Origin of the sequence: Rhodococcus koreensis (assembly GCF_900105905.1) — a bacterium.
Taxonomy (GTDB): Bacteria; Actinomycetota; Actinomycetes; order Mycobacteriales; family Mycobacteriaceae; genus Rhodococcus_F; species Rhodococcus_F koreensis.
Window position 1 is genome coordinate 5,946,419 of record NZ_FNSV01000005.1, and the last position, 11,700, is coordinate 5,958,118.

Here is an 11,700-nt window from a genome sequence, read left to right on the forward strand (position 1 = left end):
ACCACCGGTTTTGCGCATTGGCTACTCGTGCTGCGCCGGAACGGCCAGGCAGTCTGTGTTGGACGTCACAACCGGCAGCACCCGCACTTGATCCAGTCCAGGAGCCCCAATGACTAGAACCGGTCATCTCATAGACGATGCACCGTTGACCTCCTTCCACAAGAAGCTGACAGCGTTCTCCTCCGGCGGGCCGTTCATCGACGGCTTCGCGTTGTCGATCATCGGCGTCGCGCTGATCACCCTCGAACCGGCCATGGAACTCAGCGCAACCGAGATCGGTCTCATCGGCGCGGCCAGTCTGGTCGGTATCTTCGTCGGCGGCGGTGTGTTCGGGTACGTGACGGACAAGATCGGCCGGCACGTCATGTACATCGCCGACCTCGTCGCGCTCGCCGTGTTCTCCGTCCTCTCCGCGTTCTGCGGTGAGGCCTGGCAGGTCATCCTGCTGCGGTTCCTGCTGGGTGTCGCCATCGGCGCCGACTATCCGATCGCCACGTCGCTGCTCGCCGAGTTCCTGCCGAAACGGCAGCGTGGCCGACTGCTGGGTGCCATGTTCGTGGTGTGGGCCGTCGGCGCCGCGGCCGCGTACGTGGTCGGTTTCTTCGCGAGAGGCCTCGGACCCGACGCGTGGCGCTTCCTGCTGGCGAGCCCGGCGATCTTCGCGATCATCACGCTGCTCGCCCGGATGGGCACCCCGGAGTCTCCCCGCTGGCTGATGAGCAAGGGGCGGATGGCGGAGGCCGACGCGTCCATCAAACGCGTCTTCGGCGAGCAGTACGGCGTCGCCGACCTTCCCGAGGAACCCGTCGTCAGCACGTCCTTCTTCCGGGTCTTCCAGAAGCCCTACCTGCGACGCACCATCTTCGTGGCGATCTTCTGGACGGCCCAGGTGATCCCGTTATTCGCGGTGTACACGTTCGCCCCCGACCTTCTCGAGTCCTTCGGGCTGTACGGCGACGCCAACCTGTACGGCGGCTCGCTCCTCATCGCGATCCTGTTCGTGGTCGGCGGCATCCCCGGACTGTGGCTGGTCGAGAAGATCGGCCGCCGGAAGTTGCTGATCGGGTCGTTCGCGATCATCGTCGTCGCCCTCGCCGTGCCCGCGCTGATTCCCGACGTCTCGGCGAAGATCTTCTTCCTCGCACTCGCGGTGTTCGCCATCAGCTCGGGTGCCTCGAGCTTCCTCGAGGTGGTCTACCCGAACGAGTTGTTCCCCACCGAGGTTCGGGCCACCGCGGTCGGTATGGGCACGGCGATCAGCCGCATCGGCTCTGCCGCAGGCACCTATCTGATGCCGATGGCGCTGGTGACGTTCGGAGCCAGCGGGGCGTTGATGATCGGCGCGGTGGTCACCCTGGTCGGACTCGTCGCCTCCATTTTCCTCGCACCGGAGACCCGCGGCGCGTCGCTGTCGGACACCGCGTCGAAAACCGAATCAGAAGTAGAGAAGTCCGCCGATCCCGACCCGGCGCCCGTGACCCGCGCCTGACCTGACAAGAACCTTCCCGAGTACAGGAGAGACAGCCATGCCCCAGCCCAGAGAATCCCTCGTCGGTGCACTGCCCGCAACCCAGGTTCCCCGCTACGCCGGCAAGGGCACGTTCGCCCGCATCGCCGACATCCACGAGGTCGACGACTACGACATCGCGATCCTCGGTGTCCCCTTCGACGGCGGCACGTCGTACCGGCCCGGCGCCCGGTTCGGCCCCATGGCCGTCCGGCAGGCGGCGCGTGCGCTGCGCCCCGGCTATCACGTCGAACTCGGCGTCGCACCGCTCGAAGAAGTGCAGGTCGTCGATGCCGGTGACGTGACAGTGACGCCGTACGACATCGGCGAGGCCTGCCGGCAGATCGAGGCACACGCCTCCGAGATTCTCGGCGGCGGCGACCGCAAGATCGTCTCGATCGGCGGCGACCACACGATCGCCCTGCCGAACCTACGGGCGCTGCACGCCAAGCACGGACCGATTGCCCTGGTGCACTTCGACGCTCACCTCGACACCTGGGACACCTACTTCAACGCACCGGTGACGCACGGGACGATCTTCCGGCGCGCGTTCGAAGAGGGTCTTCTCGTCGAGGACCACTCCATCCACGTCGGAATCCGCGGTCCGATCTACGACCAGGCCGACCTGAACGACGACGCGCGGATGGGATTCCGGATCATCCGCGCGGGCGATCTGGACGTGATGGGCATCGAGGCGGCCGTCGACGTGGTCCGCCGGCGCGTCGGGGACGTCCCGGTGTACGTGTCGATCGACATCGACGTCCTCGACCCCGCATTCGCCCCCGGAACCGGCACGCCGGAGGCAGGTGGCCTGACATCCCGCGAACTACTCCGGATGCTGCGCCAGCTGACCGGGCTCAACGTCGTCGGCGCCGACGTCGTCGAGGTGGCCCCGGCCTACGATCACGCCGAGATCACCTGTGTCGCAGCCGCTACCGTGGTATTCGACCTCGTGTCGCTCATGGTCGCGGGTTCACAGCGCGACACCGTGTCCGCGGCGGCCGAAGCCATCGGCGCATCGGTGCCGAGTTACTGAGAGCCCTGAATTTCTCAGCGCCTGACGAAGCGGTGCCCCGGCAACGGGGCACCGCTTTCTGCGGTCAGAACGGCTGGCGTGCTACCCGACAACCCCGATTACCTCACGCAGCACCCGGGTGACCGTCTGCACCGCGGGCGACGGATTCGCGTCCTGCCAGGCCATCGCGATCGGGAGGGTCGGGGCCTCGCCCGCGATGGGAAGGTACTCGACCCCGGCCATCGTCAGGTTTGCCGTCGAATCGACCACGACGGCCACCCCGACGCCGGCGCCGACCATCGCGAGCAGGCTGTACGGGTCGGGCGCCTCGTGCGCGACGACAGGGGCGAATCCTGCCGCCGCGCACAGCGCGAGCGTGGCGTCGCGGACCACGGAACCGTGTTCGGCGGGATAGATCACGAACCGTTCGCCCGCCAGTGCCTCGGGCGCGACCGCGCCGGCGTCGACGAGGCGGTGGCCGGCCGGGACCGCGACCATCAGTGCCTCCTCGAGCACAGTGTGCGTCGCGAAACCCCGCGGGACCGGCAGCCCGACGATGCCCATGTCGAGGGTTCCGCGGGCGAGGGCGTCGAGCACCTCGCCGGAGTACATCTGCGGGCGAAGGTCGAGTTCGATGCCTGGGTAGGCGTCGGCGAGGGAGCGGGCGAGGACCGACAGCACCGTGTAGCCGCCCGCGCCGCCGAACCCGACGGTTACGCGGCCGGTCTCCCCGGCGGCCGCCGCCTGCGCGATGCCCCGCACGATCCCGATCTGCGCCTCGATGGTCCGGGCCGGACCCACCAGCGCCTCGCCCGCGGCCGTGAGGCGCACGGAGCGGGTGGTGCGGACGAACAGGTCGGTGCCCAGTTCCCGTTCGAGAGCCCGCACGGTCTGGCTGAGCGGGGACTGCGCGACATGGAGACGCTCGGCGGCACGCCCGAAATGCAGTTCTTCGGCCACCGCGAGGAAGGCGTGCAGGTGACGGAGTTCCATGACGCTCCTCGGGGATTATGTGTCTGGATCACCTAAACAAGCTGAATTAAGTCTTGGACTCTACACGGAATCCCGGCCATAGTGATGCACACCACCTCACATCGGTGTGACGCCCCGAGCACGAAAGTCAGGGAGAACCGTGAATCCGAATCCCGGCCGCGACGCGGCACCACCCGAATACAGCACCCGGCAGGCCCGCAAGGCGGGTGTCACCGCCTTCGTTGGCACCACCATCGAGTGGTTCGATTTCTACATCTACGGCACCGCCTCCGCGCTGGTGCTGGGCCGGCTGTTCTTCCCCGACGCCTCGCCCGCGGTGGGCACTCTCGCCGCCTTCGCGACGTTCGCGATCGGGTTCGTGGCCCGCCCACTCGGCGGAATCGTGTTCGGTCACTTCGGCGACAAGTTCGGACGCAAGAACGCCGTCATCATCACGCTGATCCTGATGGGGATCGGAACGGTCGGCGTAGGCTGCCTCCCCACCTACTCGCAGATCGGGATCTGGGCGCCGGTGCTCCTCGTCGCGCTCCGCGTGGTCCAGGGCGTCGCCATGGGCGGAGAGTGGGGTGGCGCCGTCCTCATCGCCACCGAATTCGCGCCACCGAACAAGAAGGTGCTGTACGGCGCGTTCGCGCAGCAGGGATCGCCCGTCGGCAATCTGCTCGCCACCCTGGCGTTCCTCGCGCTGACGTTGTTGTCGGACAGTGTGTTCGAATCCTGGGGCTGGCGTCTGCCGTTCCTCGCATCCGCCGCCCTCGTCGTCGTCGCGCTGTACATCCGGCTGCGCATCTCGGAGACCCCGGAGATGAAGAAGGCCGTCGTCGCGCAGGAGCGCACCCGGATGCCGCTCGTCGAGGTCCTGCGTTCGCACCCCATGGAACTCGTCCTCGGCGTCGGCGCGGTGGTCGCGGGCGTCGCCATCACCTACGTCAAGACGACATTTGCACTCGCCTGGGCCACCGCCGACCTCGGATTCGACCGTGGGGACTTCCTCCTCGTGATCACCATGGCGCTCGTCGCACAGGTTCTCGTGCAGCCGTTCGGCGCCGTACTCGCCACGAAAATCGATCCGTCGCGGGCTATCCGGTGGATGCTGCTGCCCGAACTGATCCTGCTGCCCCTGATGTTCCTCCTCGTCCAGACCGGGTCCGTGCCCCTGGCCATGCTCGGCATGGTGCTGGCCACCGCGCCGCACGCGATGTACTACGCCGCGCTCGCCGGCATCCTCGCCCAGGTCTTCCCGACCAACGTCCGCTACACCGGAATCTCGCTGTCGTATCAGCTGTCCACGGCGATCTTCGCCGGAACCGCCCCGATGCTCTGCCAGTTCCTGCTCACCCGTACCGACTCGATCTGGCCGGTGGTCGCCCTCGGACTCGGCTACGTCGTGCTCTCGCTCGTCTGCATGACGCTGCTGCTCCGCCGCGGCAAAGCTCGCTCGGGCGGAGCCGACACCGAGCCCCGTCCCGAACACACCTCGACCCGGAAAGATGTTGCCCACTCATGAATTTCGCTCACACCGATCCCGCCCTGCGCGCCGTCGTCGACCGGTGGACCACACCGTCGGACCGCGACACGCTGAACGCCCTGCTCGACCGGCTGGGCGCGGACGCCGCCGGCCGACTCGACGCCCTCGCTGTCACCGCGGACAAGAATCCGCCGGTGCTGCAGCAGTTCGACCGGGACGGCGAACGCATCGACCGGATCTCGTACCACCCGGCCTACCAGGAACTGTGCCGCGCCGCCTACAGCGAATACGGACTGTCCGCACTGTCGCACCGCGGCGGCCTGCACGGCTGGGACGCCGTCCCGCCGCACCTGGTGAAGTACCTCGCGTCGTACGTCTTCGTGCAGGCCGAGTTCGGGCTGGCGTGCCCCGTGTCGATGACGGACGCCGCCGCCCGCACGCTCCGCATGTTCGGTGACCCCGAGGTGTTCGGGCCGTGGATCGACGCGCTGACCTCGACGGACTTCGACGGCGCGATGACCGGCGCGATGTTCATGACCGAACCGCAGGCCGGCACGGACATCGCCCGCACGGAGACCCGGGCCGAACGCGACGGCGACGCGTGGCGGCTGACCGGGAAGAAGTGGTTCGCGTCCAATCCCGACGCCGACGTCATCGTGACGCTCGCCCGGTTCCCCGGCGGCGACGACGGCTCCACCCGCGGCGTCGGAATGTTCTTGGTCCCCAAGGTTCTCGCGAACGGCGAGCGCAACAGCTACACGATCGACCGGCTGAAGGACAAGCTCGGTACCCGCTCGATGCCCAGCGGTGAGGTGTCGCTGACCGGGGCGTGCGCCCTGCAGGTGGGCGAACTCGACCGCGGGTTCCGGCAGATGGCCGAGATGGTGAACACGTCGCGGCTGTCGAACGCGATGCGGTCGAGCGCCCTGATGCGGCGGGCCGTGCGCGACGCCGTCGACCACGCCCGGGTGCGGGTCGTGTTCGGCAAGAACCTGTTCGACCAGCCCCTGATGCGCGCCACCCTGCTGCCGCTCGCGCTCGACGCCGAGGCGGCGCTCGCGCTGGTGGCGTACAGCGCGCAGTGCCTGCAGTCGGCGGACGCCGGCGACGACTCCGCCCGTGGGTTGATCCGGGTCCTCACCCCGCTCGCGAAGCATTACGTGTGCAAGCGGGCCCGGGTGGTCACCGGCGAGGCCATGGAGATCCGCGGGGGCAACGGCTACATCGAGGAATGGGCACACGCCCGGCTGGTCCGCGACGCCCACCTGGGGTCGATCTGGGAGGGGTCGAGCAACGTCATCGCCCTGGACGTGCTGCGGTGCATGCGCAAGTTCGGTGCGCATCGTGGTCTGGCGGACACGATGCGGGGCATCCTCGGCGGCCTCGGACCGGACTGTGGCAGCGGCGCCGAGATTCTCCGCCGGCGGTGGGACGACCTCGTCGCGGAAGGCGACCTGCTGGTCGCCGGGGACGACGACACCGCGCAGGCCGGGTGCGCGCGCTACGCCAACGCGCTGGCCCGTGCGGCGATGGCCACCCTGCTCTACGACCTCGCCGATTCCGCCGTCACGTCGGGCAGGGGCTACCGGTCGCTGCTCGTCGCGAACGCCTACCTCGCCGGCGAGTCCGGAGACATTCCCGAGGCCGCCCTCCGCAACCTCGCGGCCGTCGTCGACGGCACCGACGTCGCCGAGGACGTCGCGCACGCCGCCGCACCCCGAACCGACTCTGCGACAGGGGTTCTCCTGTGAACACCACCCACACCGGACCGGCACCCCTCGCGGGGGTGCGGGTGCTGGACCTCTCCAAGATCCTCGCCGGACCGTACGCCACCATGTCGCTCGCGGACCTCGGCGCCGACGTCACCAAGGTCGAACACCCCGACGGCGGCGACCCGACACGGTCGTGGGGGCCGCCGTTCGTCGGCGTCGACGCCACGTACTACCTCGCGATCAACCGGGGCAAGAAATCGGTGACCGTCGACCTCAAATCCGAAGAGGGACAGGACCTCATCCACCGCATCCTGGAGGACACCGACGTCGTCGTCGAGAACTTCAAACCCGGCAGCGGGTTGCAGCGGATCTTCGACTACCGGACGCTGTCCGAGCGGTACCCGCATCTGGTCGTGCTGCACATCTCCGCGTTCGGGGAGGAAGGTCCGCTGCGCGACGAACCCGGCTACGACATGATCGCGCAGGCCGCCGGTGGCCTCATGTCGCTGACCGGTGAACCGGGCGGGGCGCCGATGAAGGCCGGATTCGCGATGGGCGATCTGGGGGCGGCGCTGTTCGGACTGGTCGGCGTGCTCGCTGCCCTCGTGGAGCGGTCGCGGACCGGCCGGGGGCAGTACGTGACGACGTCGCTGTTCGAGTGCCAGCTCGCGCTGCACGTGAACTGGGCGACAAACTATTTCGCCACCGGGGAGCGTCCCGGCGCGCTGGGTTCCGGTCATCCGAATCTCGCTCCCTATCAAGCGTTCCCCGCGAGCGACGGATACTTCGTCGTCGCGGTCGGCAACGACACGCAGTGGGCGAGCCTGTGCTCGGCGATCGCACGCGACGATCTGACGGCCGATCCGCGATTCGAGCGCAACCGGGACCGGGTGGCGAATCGCGGCGATCTCGAGCGGGAACTGTCGACGGCCTTCGCGTCGGGCACCGTCGAGCAGTGGTGCGACACGCTCACCGCGCACGCCGTGCCCGTGTCGCCGATCCGGCACCTCGACGAGATCTACGCCGACCCGCACACCGCTGCGCTCGGCATGATCGGAACGGTCGACCACCCGACGATCGGCAGCCTGCGGCAGATCGCGTTCCCGGTCAGCTTCGCGGGCGAACGCCCGCACCTGACGTCCGCGCCGCCGGTACTCGGCGCCGACACGGATGCGGTACTGGGTGCCCACCGGCCGAAGTCGGTGGTCGGCGGATAGACCCGGCTACTCCGGGCGCGCTACGCTCCCGTTCAGTGCGGATCTATTCCGAATCCCGCCAGAACACATCGGCGAGACGCTCGACCAGCCGCTGCATCTGTTGCAGGCCTTCGGGAATGCGGTCGGGGCCGAACCGGTACCGGGGACCGTTGAGGGACACGATCGCCACCAGGTTTCCGGACGAATCCCTGACGGGACGCGACAGGGAGATCAACTCTTCCTCGAGCTCGTTGTCGATGAGAGCGAAGCCGTTTTCGCGGATCCGATCGAGTTCGGCCAGCAGGGCCGCGCGGTCGGTGACGGTGTGCGCGGTGTATGCCTCGAGTCTTTCGGGCAGGCGGCCGAGAACCTTCTTGATCGGCCACTCGGCCAAGAGAACCTTGCCGCTGGAGCTGGCGTGGAGGGGATACTGCTTGCCGATCATGTGAGGGGACATCCGGGATGTCGTGCCCACGACGTGTGAGCCGGCCGCCTCGGCGATGAGGTCGAGCTCGTCCTTTGCATTCGGCACCGACAAGGTAACCGTTTCGTCGAACGTGTCGGCCAGCTCCTGCAGCAACGGCCGAGCGCGGGCGGCCAGACCGGCATAGGGGTCGGCGTGCCGTCCGAGTCGGGACATCTCCGAGCCGAGGATGTAGTTGTTGTCGATGCGATCCACCAGGCCGGTCCGCTCGAGGCTGTGGAGCAGACGAAATGCGGTGGGACGGGAGATGCCGACGGCTTTGGCGAGGGTGCTCACCGTCGCACCGGTCCTGGGCCGGGATGCAAGTTCGCGCAGAAGACGGACAGCCTTGGTCACCGACTTGTTGGCAATCTCCGCCGGCTCGCTGGGATTCACTGCGATCACTGTGGCCGTCCTCGGCTCGTTCATTTGCGCCCCCGATCCTTTCGTGTGTCCCAGTTGTGGGTCAGGCGGCGGTGAGTTGCCGGATTCCGCCGAGTTTGCCTTGGTGGAAGACGAGGGGTTCGCCGTGTCCGGTGTCCATGTGCAGGATGCGGGCGATGACGATGGTGTGGTCGCCGCCGTCGAGTTCGTGGGTGATGTCGCAGTCGACGTAGGCGTGGGCGCCGGTGATTCGGGGTGATCCGGTCTGGGACAGGGTCCAGTCGATGTCGGCGAATTTGTTGGGTTGTTTGCTGGAGAGGGCGCGGCAGATCGGTTCCTGGCCGGCGGCGAGGATGCTGGCGCAGAGTCGGCCGGCGGCGCGGACCTTGGGCCAGCTGGTGGAGGTGTGGGCGACGCTGAAGCTGACCAGGGGTGGGTCCAGGGACAGTGATTGGAAGGTGCCGACGACGAGGCCGCAGGGGTGTTCGGCGTCGGGGGTGATGCCGGAGAGGGCGACGACGCCGGTGGGCAGGTGTCCCATGACGGTGCGGTAGTGGGCCTGGTCGATGGTGGAGGTAAGCATGGTGGCTCCTATTCGGGGTCGCGGCGCGGCGCGGGTGCCGGTCTAACTGAGGTCATTGACGTTCAATTTATGAACGGGATGTTCAAACTGATGTTAGTATTGCGTCCTGGATCACACCCTGTCAAGCGTTTCGGGGTCACCGGTCGGGCGACTGTCTCTTCGTGCAGATGACCTGTCGTGGTGTTGTTCAACAGGGTATTCCGTGCGCGGACTGGATCCGGGCGCGGGCGGAACTGCGACGGCAAGGCGTGACGTCGGGCCGTGTTGACCGCCATTGAGGGCCAATGTCAAAATTTCGATCACAGTGTTCAAGATATGAACATCAATAGTCCTGTGGAACCTCGGCCCGGCACACACGAGAACAGATGAACGAAGGAGAACAGGTGAAGATCGCGCAGATCGAACTCTTCCAGGTGGACTTGCCGTACTCGGGCGGTGTCTATCTACTCTCGGGCGGCCGTTCGTACACCTCGTTCGATGCCTCCATCGTCCGCATCACCACCGATGACGGCCAGCAGGGTTGGGGCGAGAGCACACCGTTCGGCTCCACCTACATCGCCTCCCATGCTCTCGGCACTCGCGCCGGGATCGCGGAGATCGCACCCCACCTGCTCGGCCGGGACCCACGTCAGGTCGACCGGATCAACGACGCGATGGACGAGGCACTCGTCGGCCACAACCACGCCAAGACCGCCCTCGACGTCGCGTGCTGGGACGTCTTCGGCAAGTCCGTCGGACTTCCGGTCGCCGAACTCCTCGGCGGTTCGACCGGTGTTCCCATGTCGATGATCTCCTCGATCTACGCCGGTGAACCGGAGGAAATGCGCCGCCGCGTCGCCGATCACCGTGCCAAGGGATACCGCGGCCACTCCATCAAGATCGGCGCACTCGACAGCGAGGGTGGGCCCGCGCTCGATGCGGAGCGGATCGCCGCCTCCCTGGCCGACAAGCAACCCGGGGAGTTCTTCCTGGTCGACGCGAACGGTGGACTGTTGCCGGAGACCGCGCTGCGGATGCTCCGGATGCTGCCGCCCGGTCTGGACTTCGTGCTCGAGGCCCCCTGCGCCACATGGCGGGAGATGATCTCGCTCCGCCAGCGCTGCCAGTACCCGATCATCGTCGACGAACTCGCCCAGCAGGACGAGGACATCGCGTTCGCTTCGGCGCACGACGTCGCCGACGGCATCGGACTGAAGATCTCCAAGGCCGGTGGTCTGACCCGCGGCCGTCGTCACCGCGACATCGCGCGCGCCGCGGGGATGACCGTCAGCGTGCAGGACACGGTCGGCTCGTCCATCGCGTTCGCGGCGATCGTGCAACTCGGCGCCACCGTCCCGCCGCGCACGCTGCGCTGCGTCCTCAATTGCGAGGACATGGTGACGCTGCCGACCGCGAGGTTCGACGTGCTGACCGAGGACGGCGGCATCCTGCCCCCGAACGCTCCCGGACTCGGGATCGAGGTCGACGAGTCGGTGCTCGGCGACCCGGTTGCCGTGTGGAGCGACTGAGGTAACACCGAAAAGCCGCGTCGGGGTGAGTCTTGCGACTCACCCCGACGCGGCGTATCTGTTCCGGCACCCACACCGTCACGGCAACACGAGGTCAGAGGCGGACACCCTCGGCTGCGAATGTGCCGCGTGCCAGCGCCAAGGCCGCCTGCGCGCCTTCGTGAAGCAGCTCGTAGTCCGCGGCGAGAGCGACGGTCCGGATTCCGTTCTCGGCGCACGCCGTCGTCATTTCCTGACTTCCCCCGTAGGCGGCGACGTCCAGTCCGTGGCGGGTGCACGCCTCCACGATTGTGCGAACGGCATCGAAAACAGCTCCCCCCAGGACGTCCGAGGCGGAACCGGCCAGCGACAGGGTGAGGTCTGCCGTGCCGATCAGGATCCCGTCCAGTCCGGGCGTCGCGCAGATCGCTTCGGCTTCGGCCAGGCCGTTCGTGTCCTCGATCATCAGGTAGACCCGCTGGCGGGGCGCCGAGGCCGGGCGCAACGCTGCCCGAACCGGTCCCCACGAGCGGTGTCCCTCGGGGGCGTAGCGGCAGAAACCGACCGCCTCACGTGCTTGGGCGGCCGACCCGATCTGTGGGACGACGACGACGTCGGCGCCCATGTCGAGCGCCCAGTTGGCTTGTGCGTAGTTCGTCGCCTGCGTCCGCACCCAGGCCTCGACGCCAGCGCCCTGCACCGCCGAGAGCAGGGGCACGACGGAGTCGGTTCCCAGTGCGCCGTGCTGCAAATCGATCACGGCCCAATCGAATCCAGTCCGAACCATCAGTTCGGCAGCGAAGACGGAGTCGAGCGTCAGCCACGCTCCGAGTGACGGCGCGGTCGAGGTCGAGGTCATTGCGGGGTACTCCATTCGGGGATCTGCGGGCGG

General features: G+C 67.8%; 10 protein-coding genes. 6 read left to right on the top strand and 4 right to left on the bottom strand.

Going from position 1 to position 11,700, the window contains the following annotated elements; genetic code table 11:
- The first annotated feature begins 109 nt into the window (after positions 1-109).
- Both BLV94_RS31620 and speB read left to right on the top strand, forming a co-directional pair.
- Entirely contained in the window at positions 110-1,489 is a 1,380-nt protein-coding gene (locus BLV94_RS31620; RefSeq protein ID WP_072936874.1) for an MFS transporter, read from the top strand.
- 37 nt (positions 1,490-1,526) lie between these two features.
- Complete coding sequence (speB, locus tag BLV94_RS31625; protein ID WP_072936875.1) at positions 1,527-2,543, top strand: agmatinase; 1,017 nt, start codon at positions 1,527-1,529, stop codon at positions 2,541-2,543.
- Positions 2,544-2,624: 81 nt separating this feature from the next.
- Here speB and BLV94_RS31630 read toward each other — a convergent pair whose 3' ends face one another.
- Complete coding sequence (locus tag BLV94_RS31630; RefSeq protein WP_072936876.1) at positions 2,625-3,515, bottom strand: LysR substrate-binding domain-containing protein; 891 nt, start codon at positions 3,513-3,515, stop codon at positions 2,625-2,627.
- A gap of 139 nt (positions 3,516-3,654) precedes the next feature.
- On the opposite strand from BLV94_RS31630, the gene BLV94_RS31635 reads away from it, so the two are divergent.
- From BLV94_RS31635 to BLV94_RS31645, 3 genes are read left to right on the top strand one after another with little or no spacing between them, the layout of a single operon-like run.
- Positions 3,655-5,022 (top strand): MFS transporter, encoded by a 1,368-nt coding sequence (locus BLV94_RS31635; protein ID WP_072936877.1) that lies wholly within the window; start codon positions 3,655-3,657, stop codon positions 5,020-5,022.
- Entirely contained in the window at positions 5,019-6,734 is a 1,716-nt protein-coding gene (locus BLV94_RS31640; RefSeq protein WP_072936878.1) for an acyl-CoA dehydrogenase family protein, read from the top strand. Before BLV94_RS31635 ends, BLV94_RS31640 begins: the two co-directional genes overlap by 4 nt.
- On the top strand, positions 6,731-7,912 hold the full coding sequence (locus BLV94_RS31645) for a CaiB/BaiF CoA transferase family protein (RefSeq protein ID WP_072936879.1): 1,182 nt from the start codon (positions 6,731-6,733) through the stop codon (positions 7,910-7,912). The genes BLV94_RS31640 and BLV94_RS31645 overlap by 4 nt, the downstream gene beginning before the upstream one ends.
- A gap of 43 nt (positions 7,913-7,955) precedes the next feature.
- Here the strand turns inward: BLV94_RS31645 and BLV94_RS31650 are convergent, their stop codons facing one another.
- Together BLV94_RS31650 and BLV94_RS31655 are read right to left on the bottom strand one after the other, a co-directional pair.
- Entirely contained in the window at positions 7,956-8,783 is an 828-nt protein-coding gene (locus BLV94_RS31650) for an IclR family transcriptional regulator (RefSeq protein WP_072936880.1), read from the bottom strand.
- Positions 8,784-8,820: 37 nt separating this feature from the next.
- Positions 8,821-9,321 carry a flavin reductase family protein gene (locus tag BLV94_RS31655; RefSeq protein ID WP_072936881.1) on the bottom strand — a complete coding sequence of 167 codons (501 nt, stop codon included), beginning with the start codon at positions 9,319-9,321 and terminating at the stop codon, positions 8,821-8,823.
- 365 nt (positions 9,322-9,686) lie between these two features.
- On the opposite strand from BLV94_RS31655, the gene BLV94_RS31660 reads away from it, so the two are divergent.
- Positions 9,687-10,829 (top strand): mandelate racemase/muconate lactonizing enzyme family protein, encoded by a 1,143-nt coding sequence (locus BLV94_RS31660; protein ID WP_244163714.1) that lies wholly within the window; start codon positions 9,687-9,689, stop codon positions 10,827-10,829.
- A 94-nt stretch (positions 10,830-10,923) separates the two neighbouring features.
- Here BLV94_RS31660 and BLV94_RS31665 read toward each other — a convergent pair whose 3' ends face one another.
- The gene (locus BLV94_RS31665; protein ID WP_241031347.1) at positions 10,924-11,667 is read right to left on the bottom strand and encodes an HpcH/HpaI aldolase family protein; all 744 of its coding nucleotides are present in this window, start codon (positions 11,665-11,667) and stop codon (positions 10,924-10,926) included.
- Positions 11,668-11,700: the final 33 nt, after the last annotated feature.